At 70.8% G+C, this 15838-nt stretch carries 13 protein-coding genes and 1 tRNA gene; 13 read left to right on the forward strand and 1 reads right to left on the reverse strand.

Annotation, left to right across the window (positions count from 1 at the left end):
• The 6 genes from A7B18_RS19825 to A7B18_RS19850 all read left to right on the forward strand — a co-directional run.
• On the forward strand, positions 1-784 hold a 784-nt coding region (locus A7B18_RS19825), incomplete at its 5' end, for a TolC family protein (protein ID WP_146009614.1).
• On the forward strand, positions 781-1818 hold the full coding sequence (locus A7B18_RS19830; RefSeq protein WP_102128411.1) for a TolC family protein: 1038 nt from the start codon (positions 781-783) through the stop codon (positions 1816-1818). The genes A7B18_RS19825 and A7B18_RS19830, both read left to right, overlap by 4 nt.
• Before the next feature lie 5 nt (positions 1819-1823).
• A complete protein-coding gene (locus A7B18_RS19835; RefSeq protein WP_102128412.1) occupies positions 1824-3140 on the forward strand; it encodes an efflux RND transporter periplasmic adaptor subunit in 1317 nt (438 codons plus the stop codon).
• Positions 3137-6568, forward strand: a complete 3432-nt coding sequence (locus A7B18_RS19840) for an efflux RND transporter permease subunit (RefSeq protein WP_102128413.1) — start codon at positions 3137-3139, stop codon at positions 6566-6568. The genes A7B18_RS19835 and A7B18_RS19840 overlap by 4 nt, the downstream gene beginning before the upstream one ends.
• A 207-nt stretch (positions 6569-6775) precedes the next feature.
• Complete coding sequence (gene ypfJ, locus A7B18_RS19845) at positions 6776-7633, forward strand: KPN_02809 family neutral zinc metallopeptidase (RefSeq protein WP_102128419.1); 858 nt, start codon at positions 6776-6778, stop codon at positions 7631-7633.
• Between the two features lie 46 nt (positions 7634-7679).
• Positions 7680-8390 (forward strand): M48 family metallopeptidase, encoded by a 711-nt coding sequence (locus A7B18_RS19850; protein WP_245872989.1) that lies wholly within the window; start codon positions 7680-7682, stop codon positions 8388-8390.
• An 83-nt stretch (positions 8391-8473) separates the two neighbouring features.
• Here the strand turns inward: A7B18_RS19850 and A7B18_RS19855 are convergent, their stop codons facing one another.
• Positions 8474-8680 (reverse strand): hypothetical protein, encoded by a 207-nt coding sequence (locus tag A7B18_RS19855; protein ID WP_102128414.1) that lies wholly within the window; start codon positions 8678-8680, stop codon positions 8474-8476.
• 206 nt (positions 8681-8886) lie between these two features.
• Between A7B18_RS19855 and A7B18_RS19860 the strand changes: the two genes are divergently transcribed.
• The 7 genes from A7B18_RS19860 to A7B18_RS19890 all read left to right on the forward strand — a co-directional run bounded on the left by A7B18_RS19860 (position 8887) and on the right by A7B18_RS19890 (position 15738).
• On the forward strand, positions 8887-11061 hold the full coding sequence (locus A7B18_RS19860; protein ID WP_180970267.1) for a pilus assembly PilX N-terminal domain-containing protein: 2175 nt from the start codon (positions 8887-8889) through the stop codon (positions 11059-11061).
• A complete protein-coding gene (locus A7B18_RS19865; RefSeq protein ID WP_102128416.1) occupies positions 11061-11561 on the forward strand; it encodes a prepilin-type N-terminal cleavage/methylation domain-containing protein in 501 nt (166 codons plus the stop codon). Before A7B18_RS19860 ends, A7B18_RS19865 begins: the two co-directional genes overlap by 1 nt.
• A 41-nt stretch (positions 11562-11602) precedes the next feature.
• Complete coding sequence (locus tag A7B18_RS19870) at positions 11603-12049, forward strand: type II secretion system protein (RefSeq protein ID WP_102128421.1); 447 nt, start codon at positions 11603-11605, stop codon at positions 12047-12049.
• Positions 12046-12867 (forward strand): PilW family protein, encoded by an 822-nt coding sequence (locus A7B18_RS19875; RefSeq protein ID WP_245872990.1) that lies wholly within the window; start codon positions 12046-12048, stop codon positions 12865-12867. Before A7B18_RS19870 ends, A7B18_RS19875 begins: the two co-directional genes overlap by 4 nt.
• Before the next feature lie 59 nt (positions 12868-12926).
• Positions 12927-14621, forward strand: coding sequence for a dynamin family protein (locus A7B18_RS19880; RefSeq protein ID WP_102128417.1), 1695 nt, complete (start codon positions 12927-12929; stop codon positions 14619-14621).
• Positions 14622-14694: 73 nt separating this feature from the next.
• Positions 14695-14769, forward strand: a tRNA-Thr gene (locus tag A7B18_RS19885).
• Between the two features lie 150 nt (positions 14770-14919).
• Entirely contained in the window at positions 14920-15738 is an 819-nt protein-coding gene (locus A7B18_RS19890; RefSeq protein ID WP_102128418.1) for a tyrosine-type recombinase/integrase, read from the forward strand.
• The last annotated feature ends 100 nt before the right edge of the window (positions 15739-15838 follow it).

Below are 15838 nucleotides of genomic sequence, written 5' to 3' on the forward strand. Positions count from 1 at the left end.
CCTGCTCGGCCAGCCCGTGACCCTCCCGGCCCGGGCCGCCGCCTTCGGGCCTCTCCCCGCCGCGCCGGGGCAGCCCGCCGCCCTGGAGGCCCAGATTACCCGCGCCCTCGCCACCCGGCCCGAGGTGGCCCGCGCGGGGAACGACCTCGCGGACGCGCAGGCGCAGCTCCGGGCGGCGCAGCTCGACGTGCGGCTGCCCGACCTCAGCGCGTCGGCGCAGTACGGCCAGCTCACGACCGGCCAGTCGGGCGCCGCCACCCGCACGGTGGGGGGCAGCCTCGACGTGAAGACGGGCGTCCTCGCCGGGCAGGTCAGCTTTCCGCTGCGTGACCCCGGCGACCTCCCGACCGGGCTGGCCCTGACCCTGAGCGCCGACCTGCCCGTCCTCGGCGGCGGGCGGCGCGCGGCCCTGACGACCGCCGAGGTGGGGGTGCAGCGCGCGGCCCTCGCCCTCGACACTGCCCGGGGGAGCGTGGACCTGGAGGTGCGCCAGCGCTACGCGGACCTGCGCACGGCCCTGGACACCCTGGGGAGCCAGCGCGGAGCCCTGACCCGGGCGCGGGCGGCGCTCGCCACCACGCTCGGGAGGCTCGCGGCGGGCCTCGCCACCGCGCTCGACGTGGAGGCCGCCGAGCTCAGCCTCCGGCAGGCCGAACTCGCGGTGGACACCGCCACCGTGAACGCTTACCTCGCCTCGCTGCGGCTCGCCCAGGCGACGACCGACCTCGACCCCACCCTCCTGACCCCCCCCACGGCGCCCACCGCCCCGGAGGCCCGCCCATGAACCGTGTCCTGCTCGCCCTGACCCTCACCCTCGCCTCGCCCCTGGCCGCCGCGCAGACGGTGGGCCTCACCCTGGAAGGCGCCGTGACCCGCGCGCTCTCGGGCGGCCCCGACGTGACCACCGCCCGCGCCAACCTGCAAAAGGCCCAGGCCACCCTGCGCGCCACCCAGGCCGACCCCAGCTCGATCATCACCACCCTGACCCAGGCCCAGCAGGGCGCCGCCGCCGCCGAGGCCACCCTGGCGGGCACGAAGCTGAACGTGGCGCAGAACGTGATCAACCAGTACCTCGCCGCCTCCGAGGCCGCCGGGCGGATCACCCTGAACGAGGCGCAGGTCGCCCTCGACGAGCGCACCCTCCAGATCGCCCGCGCCCGTCTGGCGGCCCGGGTCGCCACCCAGCTCGACGTGAACCGGGCGCAGACCACCCTCAACCAGGACCGCCAGGAACTCGCCGACGCCCGCGCGAGCCTGCCCGTGCTCGAAGCCCAGCTCGCCCGCACCCTCGGGCTGAACACCGGCACCGACCTGCGCCTCGCCGCCCCGCCCGCGCCTCCCAAGCTCAGCGTGACGCTCGCCGGGCTCCAGTCGGGGCTGGACAAGCGGCTGCCGACCCTCGTGCAGGCGGCGCAGGGGACGGAGTTCGCGGCCCTTCAGGTCCGTATCGCCGACAACGACTACACCCCGGCCCGGACCCTGCAAGACGCCCAGGTCGCGCTCGCCAACGCCCGGCGGGACCTGGAGAGTGCCGGGCGCGCGGCCAACACGCAGGTCAGAGACGCCTACCGCACGGCCCAGGACGCGGCGCAGCGGGTCGACATCGCCCGGCAGACCCTCGCCAACGCGCAGACCACCCTGTCCCAGGCGCAGGCCCGCCTGAGGGCCGGGACCGCCGCCGCCATCGACGTGCAGCAGGCGCAGGTGCAGGCCCGGCAGGCGGGGTTCGGGGTGACACAGGCGCAGAACAACCTCTGGCGGGCCCTGGCCGCCCTCTCCGCCGCGTCCGGCACCGACGTGACCGGGCTCGTGAGGTGAAGGCCATGACCCCAGCCCATTCGGTCCCACCACGCCTCGCCCGCCGTCTCGCGCTGCCCCTGACCCTCCTGTTGCTCCTCGCCGCGTGCTCGCCGGGGGGGCAGGGAGGAGCTGACGCCGGGTCCGGAGCCGCCCGCCCCGCCGCCACCCGCAACGACCTCGACGCCGCGCCCGCCAAGACGACCGCCCTCGCCGTGCGGACGGTCCCGGCGAGGGCGGGCACCCTGAGCGTCCAGCGCACTGCCTCGGCCACCATCCGCGCCGACCGCGACAGCAACGTCGCCGCCCAGGCCAGCGGGACGGTCGAGCGCGTCCTCGCCCAGGAGGGCGACCGGGTGGGGGCCGGGCAGGTCGTCGTGAGGCTCGACGACACCCAGGCGCGGCAGGCCCTGGAGAATGCCCGTCTCCAGGCCCAGCAGGCGCAGATCAGCCTGGAGCAGGCCCGCACGAACACCGGGCAGGCGACGGCCTCCCTGGGGGCCGCCGTGCAGGCCGCCGAGGCGAGTCTGGAAAAGGCCCGGCAGGACGCCGCGAGCGCCGAGAACCTCTACGGCCTGGGCGGGATCAGCCAGGCCGACCTCAACGCCGCGCGCAGTGCGCTCGCGCAAGCGGAAAGCGCCCTCGCCCAGGCCAGGAACAACCTCTCGCAAAATGGGCGGGGCGGGCAGAGCAGCCTCGCCCTGCTCCAGACGCAGCTCGAAACGGCGCGGGCGGGGGTGCGGCAGGCGCAGGAGAACCTGACGCGCACCGCTGTGAAGGCCCCCTTCGCGGGGGTGATCGCCTCGCTCGCGGTGGAGGTCGGGGAGTTCGCCGCGCAGGGGAGCCCGGTCTTCCGGCTGGTGGACGAGAACAGCGTGAAGGCCACCTTCAACGTGAGTCCGGCGGACGCGGCGGCCTTGCAACCCGGCACGCGGCTCAACCTGGGGTACGGCGGCACGAACTACGTGGCCGTCGTGCAAGACGCGAGCGGGATCGCGGGAAGCGACCGCCTCGTGCCGGTGACCGCGCGGGTGCAGGGGGGCGGCAGCCTGCCGGTCGGCGGCACGGCGCAGGTGCGCTACCGCGCCACCCTCGGCAACGGGGTGCTCGTGCCGACCGGGGCGATTCAGGTCGAGGGCGGCGAGAACGCGGTGTACGTCGCCGCGCAAGGGACGGCCCGCCGGGTCCCGGTCACCGTCGTCGCCGAGTCGCAGGGGCGGGTCGCCGTGCGGGGAGTCACGGCGGGCGCCCGCGTGATCTTCCCGGTGCCGCCCAGCCTCCAGGACGGGGCGAGCATCCGGGTGGGGGCCCCGGCAGCCGGGGCGGGGGGGCAGAGCCCATGAGCGTTCACGACCAGCCCGAACTCACCGCGCCGCGCGGCACCCTCCCCGACGGCACGCCCGAGCCCGTCGTCAACCCCGCCGTGCGCTTCAGCGTGCGCAACTACGTCTTTTCCATCGGTGTCTTCGTGCTCGCGGTGCTGCTGGGCTTGATCGCCACCACCCGCCTCGGCGTGGAGCTGCTGCCCAACTTCGAGGTGCCCGTCCTCGCGGTGAGCACGTCCTACCCCGGCGCGACCCCCGATCAGGTCGACCGCGAGGTGAGCCGCCCGGTCGAGGACGCGGTGAGCACCCTCGGCGGCGTGGTGGACATCAACTCGACCTCGGTGAGCGGGCAGTCGGCGGTGGTGATCACCTTCTCCGACCAGACCGACATCGACTCGGCGGCGAACAGCGTCTCCCAGGCGGTCGCGGCGATCCGCGCCACCCTGCCCGAAGGCACCGAGGCCCCGGTCGTCCAGAAGTTCGACCCCAACGCGACGCCGATTCTCACCCTCGCCCTCCTGGGAGGCTCGGCGCCCGCGGCGGACGTGACGACCTACGCCGAGGACGTCCTCGTGCCCCGGCTGGAGCGGGTGGAGGGCGTGGCCGACGTGAGCGTCTCGGGCGGGCCCGAGCGGCAGATCCAGGTGCTGCTCGACCCCGCGCGGCTCCAGGCGTACAACCTCGCGCCGGGCCGGGTGTCGGCGGCGATCCAGGCCTCGGCGCTCGACCTGCCCGCCGGAAGCGTCACCCAGGGCGGCAACACCATCGGCTTTTCCACCCGCAACACGCCGACCACCCTCGCCGACGTGGAGCGCATCGTCGTGGACCCCGCCACGGGGCTGCGGGTGGCGGACGTGGCGACCGTGCGCGACGCGGCGGCCCGGCCCACGAGCTACGCCCGGCTCAACGGCCAGCCCGCCGTGCTCCTCGACGTGCGCAAGGCGAGCGGCACGAACAGCGTGGCGGTGGCCGACAACGTGCGCGCGGCGATGGAGGCCCAGACCCTCCCCGCCGGGTACCGCCTCACCCTGGCGAGCGACACCACCCGCGAGACGCGCGCCACCGTGGAAGACACCTTCAAGGAGTTCCTGATCGCCATCGGGGCGGTGGGCGTGATCGTGCTGCTCTTCCTGGGGCGGCTGAATACCGTCTTCGCGGTCGTGCTCGCCATTCCGATCTCGATCAGCGCGGCGCCGCTGCTGTACTCGGCGCTGGGCTTCACCTTCAACATCGTTTCCCTGCTCGCCATCATCGTCGCCATCGGCATCGTGGTGGACGACTCCATCGTGGTCGCGGAGAACGTGCAGCGTTACCGCGACATGGGGTACGGCCTCTTGAGGAGCGTGCTCCTCGGCGCCTCCGAGGTCTTTTCCGCCGTGACTGCCGCGAGCTTTTCCTTGCTCGCCGTCCTGATCCCGCTCTCGTTCATGCCGGGCATCCTGGGGCAGTTTTTCAGCCAGTTCGGCCTCGGCCTCGCCGCCGCGATCACGATGAGCTGGCTGGAGGCGCTGCTCTTCCTCACGGTGCGCATGGCGTACACCCGCGACCCCGAACCCATCTCGTGGCGCGAGGTGCCCGGCGTGTTCGCCCGGCTGCCGCGCTTTTTCTTCGGGGCCCTTCTCAGCGTGCGCCGATTGCCGGGGCTGCTCCTCCTCGCGCTCTTCGGGGCCGCCGGATGGACCGCGCTCGACCGCCTGACCGGGCTGCCGACGCCCGCCGTGGCCGGGCTCGCCATCGCCTTGGCGCCCGTGCTCCTGACGCTGGTGCGCTACCTCCTGACCGTGCTGCTCGCCCTGCTGGAGGCGCTGACGGGGACCCTGCACGGCCTGACCAACAAAGGCGTGAAGGGCACCGCCCGCGCGTACGCCCGCTCGGTGGGCGGGGCGCTGCGGCGGCCCTGGGTGGTCATGGTCATCGCGGGGCTCTTCCTCGCCAGCGTGCCCTTCGCCATGCGCGGGATCGGGTTTTCCTTCACCCCCCGCAGCGACTCCGGCCTCCTGGCCGTGGACGTGGAGCTGCCCACCGGCACCGACCTCGCCACCACGAACGCCCTCACGGCCCGGGTCGAGGACCGCCTCCTCGCGCGGGACGAGGTGCGGCTCGTGCAGACGAGCGTGGGGGCCGGGGGCTTCACGGGCGGCACGAACGCGAACGCGGCCTCGCTGACCCTCACCCTGGTGCCCAAGGAGGAGCGCCCCGGCATCGAGACCCTCGCCGCGCGCTACGGGGCGGAACTGGAGCGCGTCGCCTCGGGCGTCCCCGGCGCCGAGGTGCGCGTGACCGCCGAGCAGGGCGGCCCCGGCGGCAGCGCGGACATCAGCCTCGCGCTCACCGCCCCCAACCAGGCCCTCCTCGTGGAGCGCAACCGCGAGGTCGTGCGGCTGCTCTCGCAGGACCCCAACATCGCCTCCCTGGAGAGCAGCCTGAGCGCCACCCGCCAGGAGCGGACCTTCGTGCCCGACCCCGCCCGCCTCGCCGGAAGCGGTCTGAGCGCCTCGGACGTGGCCCAGGCCCTGCGAACCTACAACGACGGCACGACGGCGGGAAATCTGCGCGACGGCGACCGCAGCGTGGACATCGTGGTGCGGCTCGACCCCGCGCAGGTGCAGGGCGAGCAGAGCCTGCTCTCCCAGACGGTGTACTCGCAGGCCCTCGGGGCGAACATTCCGCTCGCGCAGCTCGGCACCTTCGAGCTGCGGCAGGCCCCGGCCACGCTCAGCCGCCTGAACAAGGCGTACACGGCGACCCTTGACATCAACCTCGCGCCGGGGGGGCCCAACCCCTTCGCCTACCAGCGCGTGATCACCGAGCGGGTGGCGGCGGCGGGCCTGCTTTCGGGCGGGGTGACCCTGGGGAACGCCTCGGCCTTCGGGAGCGCGGGGCTGACGAGCGACCTCGTGTTCTACGGGCCCATCGTGCTCGTGCTCGCGGTGCTCTTGACGTACCTGGTGCTGGGCTCGCAGTTCAACTCGTTCCGTTACCCGATCTACCTGCTGCTGCCCGTGCCGCTCGCCATCGTGGGGGCGCTGTGGACGCTGAACTTCTTCGGGGTGAACCTCGACGTGATCACGGTGCTCGGCATGGTGATCTTGCTCGGGCTCTCGACGAAGAACTCGATTCTCTACCTCGAATTCGTGACCGAGCGGATGCGGGTCCTGCCGCTGCGCGAGGCGCTGATCGAGGCCGCCGAGCTGCGCTTCCGCCCGATCATCATGACCACCCTGACGGTGCTCGTGATCAGCCTGCCGCTCGTCTTCGGGCAGGGGGACGGGGCCGAGTTCCGCCGCGGGCTGGGCATCGTGATCCTGGGCGGCGTGATCACGTCCACCCTGCTCACCTTCTACGTGGTGCCGAGCGTCTTTTACTTCTTCGAGCGTGGGCGGCAAACACCCCGCGAGGTCAACCTCTCGCAGGTCCCGGCGCCCGCCTTGCCCGCCTCGGACTGAGCCCGGCCTCCGTCGCCCCGCGTCAAGCCCCGCCCCTCGTGGCTGGGGCTTTTTTCACGCTTTCCTGCACCTTGGGTGAAGACCCGCCGGGGGTCGCGCCTCCTACAATGAGAGCTGAGCCGTGAAGGAGCCGAGCCGCCGCCCTCCCCCGGAACCCGGGCGGGCCGTGCTGGGGGCGTCCGGCGACACGAAGGAGTGACCCTCGACATGGACTGGCAAAACCTTCCCGGAGGCGGGAATATCGAGGACCGCAGGGGCGGAGGCGTCCCCGGCGGCGGCATCGCGGCGGGCGGCGTCGGCGGGCTGATCATCGCCCTGATCGCCATGTTCTTCGGGGTGGACCCGAGTGTGGTCCTGGGCGGCGGGCAGGGCACGCCCACCACCCAGACGCGGCCCCAGACCCAACCCGGCGCGCAGGACGAGGCGTACCAGTTCGTCGACCGCATCCTGGGCAGCACGAACACCGTCTGGAGCGGTGTTTTCCGGGAGGCCGGTCGGACATACACGCCGCCGACGCTGGTGCTCTTCAGTGGCGTGGTGCAGAGTGCCTGCGGTCAGGCGAGCAGCGCGGTGGGGCCCTTTTACTGCCCGCTCGACAACAAGGTGTACCTCGACACCAGCTTCTTCTCCCAGATGGACCGCCGGCTCGGCGGGGGCGGGGACTTCGCGTACTCGTACGTGATCGCGCACGAGGTCGGGCACCACGTGCAGAACGAACTGGGCATCGCCGATCAGGTCGAGCGGGCCCAGCGGCAGTCGCGCAGCGAGGCCGAGGCGAACCAGTACGGGGTGCGGCTCGAACTCCAGGCGGACTGCTTCGCGGGCGTGTGGGGCAACCGGGTCGCCACCCTCGCCAACCTGACCGAGGCGGACGTGCGCGAGGCCGTGAACACCGCCTCCGCCATCGGGGACGATACCCTCCAGCGCCAGGGGCAGGGCTACGTCGTGCCCGACTCGTTCACCCACGGGACGAGCGATCAGCGCGTGCGCTGGTTCATGACGGGCTTCCGGACCGGGGACCCCAACCGCTGCGACACCTTCAACCAGAATTACGGCCAGCTCTGAGGCGGGCCCTCATCCACCCCGCACCCGGCTGCGCTTTCATGCGCCCGTGACCCTGAAGCGCCCCCGACCCCAGCCCCGGTGGACGGTCGGGGGCCTTCCCGTGACTGTGCGGCGCAGCGCCCGCCGCCACACCCTGTCCCTGCACGTCGCGCCCGGCGCGGTGACGGTCCACGCCCCGGCCCGCACCCCCGAGTCCCTGATCGAGAGCTTCCTGGAAGCCAAGCGCGCCTGGGCCGAGCGACACCTCGCCGCCTACGCGGCCCGGCCCGGCCCGGCCCCGCTCGCGGACGGCTCGCCCCTGCCCTTCCTGGGGGAGACGCTGACCCTGCGCCTGACCACGCAGACGCGCGCTCCCTTCCGGTCAGGTGATGAGGTCCACATTCCCCCGGGTGACCCGGATGCCCTGCGCCGCGCCGCCGAGCGGTGGTACCGCCAGGCCGCCCTGCCCGAGCTGCGCGCGCTGGTGGAGGGGTATGCGCAGGCGCTGGGCGCCCGGGACCGTCTGCGCAGCGTCCGCCTCAGCGCGGCCCGCACCCGCTGGGGAAGCTGCACCGCCGCGGGCGACATTCGGCTGCACTGGCTGCTCGCCCGCGCCCCCCGCGAGGTGGCCGCCTACGTCGCCCTGCACGAGGCCGCGCACCTGCTTGAACTCAACCACTCGCCCCGCTACTGGGCCCACGTCGCCCGCCTGATGCCGGGGCACACGAGGTGGCGGGCCTGGTTGAAGGAACACGCCCACACCCTGGCCCTCGGGTAGGCGGACGGGAACCCGAAAAGAGGTGGGCAGGAAGGTCTGTCCCCGGTCGCCTCGGTGATTGCCCTGGTCTCAGCGCCGCGGTCTCACATCGCGGGCATCGGGCTCGGCAGGCCCGGGGTGTCGGGGTTGCTCGTCGGCAGGGGCTCGGGCATCCCGGGCGTGTCGGGATTCATCGGCGGGTCCATGATCGGCCCGGTGTCGTCGCCGCCGGGCATCTGCTCGGGCAGCGGGGAGGGAACGTCGGTCGGCTCGGTCGCGGGCGCGGCGGGACGGTCGTAGGGAGATGTCATGGTCGGGCCTCCTGGGTTGGGGATGGGGCCAGTATTCGCCGGTGACGGGAAGGGGTGGGGGAGAGGGGGGTGAAGGGACCTTCAGAACAACCTTCTTGGCGAGGTCTCTCTGGGTACCCGGTCACCCAGTCGGGGCCAGGACCCCCGATCAGGGGTACCCCCGTCTGGGGCTAGGGGGGAAGTGGGGGTTCTCCCAGACTGGGGGGATGAGAGGCCCTTCATCCACACGCGGCGCCACCTTGGTCGTCGTCGTGTTGTTCACGACTTTGCTGCTGGCGGTGTTGCTGGCGGCCTCGTCGCAACTTACGCTGTCCAGCCGCCGCAGCGTCGGTGACCAGCGTGCCGCCTTGCAGGCCCAGTATGTGGCCGAGTCGGGCGTGGCGCTCGCGCGCAGCCGACTGCGGGACGTGCAGACCCTCTTGTCCGAGGGCAGCATCATGGTCCCGTCCGGCACCACCGCCTCCAAGCTCAAGGGCTACGCCGAGAAGTTCTGTGGCAACACCACCTGGGTGACCACGACCGAGGCCAGCGGCACCCAGCGGAGCAGCTGCACCGCCGCGCCGAACGCTGCCGCCGCCGACCAGTTCGAGGTGTTCGCCCTGTTCGTGAAACCGACCAGGTACACGGAACTGCTCCCGGCGGGGGAACGGCCCAGCAACGTCGGCGATCTCGCGGCCACCCGGGCGTGGTGGCGCGACCAACTCGCGTTGGGGCAGCAGGTCAGTGCCGATGGCGTCACCCTGAACTACCGACTCCGGCCCAGCCGCGTGGAGCGGGTCAACAACGAGAGCTACCGCTTTTACGTGCAGCTCGACGCCCTGAACGTGGGCGGAACGCAAAACAACGCGACGCGTGTCCTGGCCGCCAGCCGAACCACGCAGACCGGCTGGTGGGTTGAAGTCGCGCTGCCGAGTTACCTCGATAACGTGCTGTTTACCAATCATCACACCTCCGACCCGAACAATGCGTCCGCCTCCTCCTGGAAGCCCACCGTGAACTTCACCGGTCAAGAATTCGACGGCCCGGTCCACACCAACGAGCGCTTTTTGTTCGCCAACGGCGCCACGGCGAAATTCAGGGGGAAACTCAGCAGCGCGGGCTGCACGAACTTGAAACAGAGCGGTTTGAATGACGACAAGAGTTGTACGCAGTCGCCGGGCTACTACTATGGGGGCGGCGACGATGGCAACCTGAGGAGGCCCGCCACGTCGGCCACCTCCGACGTCGACAAGAATGCCAGCCTGCTGAACAGGCTCGGCGCGGACGTGCCGAACGTCGAACTGGCGAACGTCAAGAACGCGGACGGCACCCCCAGCCCCGTCAAGGACGTGACCTTTACGGCCCCCTACCGCCCGATGCCCGTGAACGCCAACAGCCAGCGCAGCGCCGCCCAGGGCAAGGTGCCCGACGAGAAGAAAGACGACCCCGAGGAGGTGGCCCGCTACACGGGTGGCCGGGGACTCTACTTTTCCGACGATGTGGCGGGCATCATCCTGGCGGCGGGAGACGCGAACGGCAACTCGCCGGGGAACTACAACGCCACCACCAAGACCTGGTCTCCGGCGCCGACCTACCAGTACATCCGTGTGGCGAAAAAGTCGGAAAACCAGTTCGTGCGCCGCGAGGAGCGCTGCGTGCAGTACTACACGAATGGAAGCTGCTACCGCAAGGAGACCTTCGACGTCTACCGCAAGGTCCTGAGCGACTTCGACGAGTACCGGGTGAACGCGGCGGGGCGGATGGAGAAAAGAGGGGGCTCGGGTTGGAGCCCGCACCTCGACAAGTTCAACGGCGTGATCTTCGGCGAGAAGGGCATCGGCGCTCTCGAGGGCCCCGAGCGCAACGGCACGCTGGCCCCGCCTGCCATCGCGCCCTTTTCCCAACTCACGGTGGCCGCCGAGAACGACATCAGCATCGCGGGCGACCTCACGCTCTCCAGCCAGCCCTGCATGCCCACCGACGCCCCCTGCAAGGCGGCCAAGCCCGACAGCCCCGACAACGTGCTGGGCATCTACTCCCAGTCGGGAGACGTGGTGATCGCCAAGGAGGCGCCCAACAACCTCAACATCCACGCCATGCTGATGTCAAGCAAAGGGGAAGTCCGGGTCGACGGCTACGACTTCGGGGCTCAGCGTGGCGACGTGAATCTGATCGGCGGTCTGGTGGAAAACTGGTACGGGGCCTTCGGCACCTTCGGGAATACCGACACCGGGTATGGCCGCAAGTTCTCCCACGACCGCCGCTTCGAGGACCCGGGGTTCACTCCACCCTTTTTCGCGCAGTCGCCGGTCTGGATTCCGACTGACGCGGGCAGCGCGCTCGGACTCGACAACCTCGTGGTGAACCAGGGTGACAAGAGTGACCTCAAGGACCTGCGCTGATGTCCAGGAGGCTGCGACGCTCGGGGTTCACTTTGATCGAACTGCTCGTCGTCCTGGTCATTCTCGGCGTGCTGATGGGGCTGTTCGGCATGGGCTACTTGCGCAGCGTCCGGGCGGGCGAGGTGAGGCAGGGGGCCGCGCAACTGGCCGCCGACCTGCGAGCCGCGCGGTCCAGCGCCCAGCGGCAAAGCCAGAGCGCTTCTTTCTCCTGGGCAGACGGGATGACGAACCTCAGCACCTACACCCTGAGTCTGCCCTCAGGCACTAGCGTGCGGTCTTTGCCCAACCGGGTGACCTTCCGCTGTGTGTCGGGTGGGGGCTGCCCGGCGGCCTCCTCCGGGGTCCGGACCCTGACCTACCTGGCCCCCTACGGAGAGATGACGAGCACGATCAACGGCATGCGGCTCCTGGTGGAGAGCACCGTTCCCAATATCCCCGCTCTGGAGGTTCGCGTGGTAGGGGTCACCGGACGCGTGATGATCACGGCGGTGAGCCCGTGAAGCGCCCGACAATGCATTCCCTGGAGGACCCGACCTTGACGATGACCCCAACCTCTTCCTCCCTGCGGCAGGTCCAGGGCTTTACCCTGGTCGAGTTGCTCGTCGCCATCGCCTTGCTGGGCATGTTGCTCGCCGTGATCATTCCGGGCATCACTGCCCTGCTCGGCATCAACCGTACGGGCGAGCGGGACCTCACGGCCACCACCCAGGCCCAACGGGTGCTGGAAGAGGTCAAGGGGGCCTGGCAGGTGCAGGACAACTACGACCGCAACTGCGCGCCGGGCCTGGTGTTGCCCAGCGGAGTCACCCTGCAAAGCCGCTCGCTCGACTCGCGGGCCCGGAATCCGGGCACCCTGGGCAGCGTCTCCGTGGGCGCGTCCTGCCCGGTGAGCACGGGGACGGCGCCCGTCATGCGCCGCGTGACGGTGACTGCCGGCACCGGCACCCAGGCGACCACCCTCACGCTCGACGTTCTGAGGCCCCAGTGAGGGGCCGGACGAACGGCGTGGCCGAGGGTGGATTCACCCTGGTCGAGATGCTCGTCGTGACGGCCATCCTCGGCGTCGTGCTGCTGGCCTTGAGCAACACCTTCGTCAGCGGCTCCCAGACGACGACCCTCGCGGCGGGCCGCGCTGAGTTGCAGCAGGAGACGGTCAACGCCGGGCAGCTCATCGCGTCGCGCGTGAAGGAGGCGTGGTATGTCTTCCCACCCGCGCAGACCTTGGCGCTGGGGGGCGGCGAGCTGCGGCGCAACCCCCTCGCCTCGACCGCGAGCGGGAACTGGACGGTCGGGACCCACCCGATCCTGGCGATGGTCATGCCGCCCCGTGCGACGCCCAGCGCAACGAATGTCTGTTCTGCCGCTACGCCTGATTTCTGCTACCGCTTCTACGCCTATTACCCCGTCAAGCGTTCGGTCTGGGTCGCGGGTTCGAGCGGAGCCTCCAACCCGGGCAGCGACGCAGCCAACGACGCCTCCGTGTGGGTTCTCGCCGAGTACCGCGACTACTACTACGAGAGCAACCCGCCCACCACCCCGCCCAGCAGCCTCACGCTGCCGCCCACCCCCGGCAGCGACGCCAACTTGCTCTCGGACTACATCGCCCCGACCACCAACGTGGGAATCGGCCTCAACTACAAGATGTTCGATTATGTCCTGAATTCGGCGGGCGCGGTCATTGCCGTCAAACTCAACCTCGCCACCCAGCGGCAGATCAACGGCAGAGTCGTTCGCCTGCCCGACGCGACAGGTGCCTACGCGCTGAGCATCTACCCACAGAACCTCGGGCGCACCCCCGCCTTCTGACGCCCACACCTCAACGAAGCCAGAAACCGGGCGCGTGCAGGGGCAGGTAGACTGCCCCCATGCTCGTCACCTCCCGGGTGCAAGACCTCCTCGCGCGTGAGCGGGCGCTTCTCGCCGACCTTCAGGCCTTCCTGGAGACGCAGGGCGCTCCCCCCGAGGCGGTCGAGTACGCGCGTGGTGCGGTCCGGTCGCTCGACGAGACCTTCCTCCTCGTTGTGGTGGGCGAGTTCAACGCGGGCAAGAGCTCTTTCGTGAACGCCCTCCTCGGCGCGGACGTGTTGCCCGAGGGCGTCACGCCGACCACCGACCGCATCTACGTTCTCGTCCACGGCGAGCGGCCCGGCGAGCCCGAGCCCACCCGCGACCCCTTCGTGAGCCGCCTGACCTACCCCCTCCCCAGCCTGGAGGGGGTGGCCCTGGTGGACACGCCCGGCACGAACGCGATCATCCGTCAGCATCAGGCGCTGACGGAGGGCTTCTTGCCGCGCGCCGACCTCGTGCTCTTCCTGACCTCGGCGGACCGCCCCTTCACCGAGTCCGAGCGGCAGTTTCTCAGCCTCGCCGCCCGCTGGGGCCGCAGCGTCGTCATGGTGGTGAACAAGGCGGACCTGCTGGAGACGGGGGAGGGGCGCGAGCAGGTCCGCGAGTTCGTGGAGAAGGGCGCGCGGGGGGTGCTGGGCCTCACGCCCCCCGTCTTCTTGGTCAGCGCGCGGGGGGAGCGGCGAGGCGGCGATCCCGGCTTCGCCGCGCTCAGGGAGGCGCTCACCACCCGGCTCTCGGAGACCGAGCGCACCCGCCTCAAGCTGCAAAGCCCGCTGGGCACCGCCGCCGAGATCCTGAGCGGCGAGGAGGTCCGCGCCGAGGCTGCCCGCCGCACCCTGGTCGAGGACCTGGGCATCCTGCGTGACCTCGAAGCCCAGCGCGAGCGCCACCGGGGGACGATGCTGGGCGAACTCGACGGTCAGCTCAACCGCCTGGGCCGCCTGCTCGGCGAGTTCGAGGTCCGGGCCGACCGCTTCATCGACGCGCGGCTGCGCTTTTCCAACCTGCGCGGGCTGATCAACGGGCGAGCGTTGGAGGAGGACTTCCGGCGCGAGGCGGTGGCCGAGTTGCCGGACGCCATCGACCGGCAGTTCGGCACCATGATCGACCGTTTCGTAGAGGCGAACTTGCACTTCTGGGAGGACGTGCAGGCCTTCTTGATCCGCCGCCAGCCCAGCAGCGAGGTGGCCCGCACCCGCTTCTCCTACGACCGGGGCGCCCTGCTGGAGGGGATCGCCGGGAGTGCCCGCCAGCACCTGGAGACGACGACCGAGCACGAGCTCGCCCGCCAGCTCTCCCGCGACGCGGAGGACGCCCTCAAGGGGGCGGTGGGGGGCCTCGCCGGGGGCATCGGCATCGGGGCGGGGCTGGGCGCGCTCGTCGGGGCGACGGCGGTCGACTTCACCGGGGGCATCCTCGCGGGGCTCACGCTGGGCAGCCTGGGCCTGTTCGTGCTGCCCAACAAGCGGCTCCAGGCCCACCGCGGGCTGCGCCAGAAGGTCGCCGAGCTGCGCGCGGCCCTGGAGCGCATCGTCCGCCGCGAGTACGAGCGCGAGCAGGAGCGCGCCGACGCCCGGCTGCGCGACGCGATCAGCCCCTACACGCGCTTCACCGAGCAGGAGCAGGCCCGGCTCGCGGGGGCGGCCACGCGGGCGGCGGAGTTGCGCGCCAGGCTCGGCGCCCTCCAGGAGGAAGTCAAGGCGCTGGGGTAGGGGCGGCCCAGGTTTGACAAGCGCGGGCGCATGGTCTACCCTTGTCCGGGCGGTATTTTTGCCGCTTTGGTCCGCCAGTGTAGCTCAGCGGTAGAGCAACTGATTCGTAATCAGTAGGTCGTCGGTTCAAATCCGACCCCTGGCTCCAGCACCCGAAAGCCCCGCTCCAAGAGCGGGTTTTTCTTTTCCTCCGTTGCCGCTCAAGGGCTGAAATAGGCGCCAGTGTCCTACAGATTGTCCCGGTGTCCGGCTGACTTTCTGAGGAACCCTGACCGCCTCCCCAGCCCGGAAAGGCACCATGCGCGGACTGAGAAAGAAAGCCCCCGACTGGCCGGAAGTGTTTGACCTGTTCCTCGCTGACCGCGCCCCCACATGCCGCCCCCGCACTCTGGCCTTCTACCGTCAGACCTGGGGCTACTGGGCCAAGTTCAGCGGGGGAGACGCACCCTCCCGGGAACTCTGCCAAGCCTTCCTCCTCCACCTGGGCAAGACCTACAACCCTAACGGCGCCCTGTCCGTGTGGCGTGGCGTCCGGGCTGTCCTGAACTTCGCCCACAAGGAAGGACACAGCCCGTTCGACCCCGCCGCCGTCACGCCCCCGCGGGAACGCAAAGGCCAGAAGGAACCCCTCACTGCGGCAGAGTGCCGCGCCGTGCTCGCTGCCTGTCTCAACCCCCGTGACAAGGCCCTCGTCAGTCTGCTCCTCGACACCGGGCTACGTGCTCAGGAAGTGTGCAGCGTGCGAGCGGAAGACCTCAACTGGGAACAGCGGGAGGTCTACGTCTGGAACGGCAAGGGCGGGAAGCCCCGCACTGTCCCTTTCAGCGCCACCACCGCGAAGGCCCTGAAACGCTGGGCACAGGTCCGGGAGCCGGAGAGCCCGTGGTTCTTCCACAATGTGGACAACAGCTACGGGACCCAACTCCACCCCGTCTACCTGACGCGCTGCCTCTCCCGCATAGGCCAGCGGGCAGGCGTGACCCCACTGGGGCCGCACAGGCTCCGGCACACCTTCGGGCGCCTCTACGTTGCCGGGGGAGGGGACAGCGCCCACCTTCAGCGGCTCATGGGTCATGAAACCCTGTCAATGACTCAGAACTTGCACCTGAATAGGTAGCGAAAAAGCGCTCCCAGGGGCGAGAAAGAGGGTGTGTGGAACCTCAAGCTTCGCGGGGAGCGCGCTCGTATTTTGGCAGATGCGCTCCTCGCTGTCCCGA

It is taken from the genome of Deinococcus planocerae (assembly GCF_002869765.1).
Lineage (GTDB): Bacteria > Deinococcota > Deinococci > Deinococcales > Deinococcaceae > Deinococcus > Deinococcus planocerae.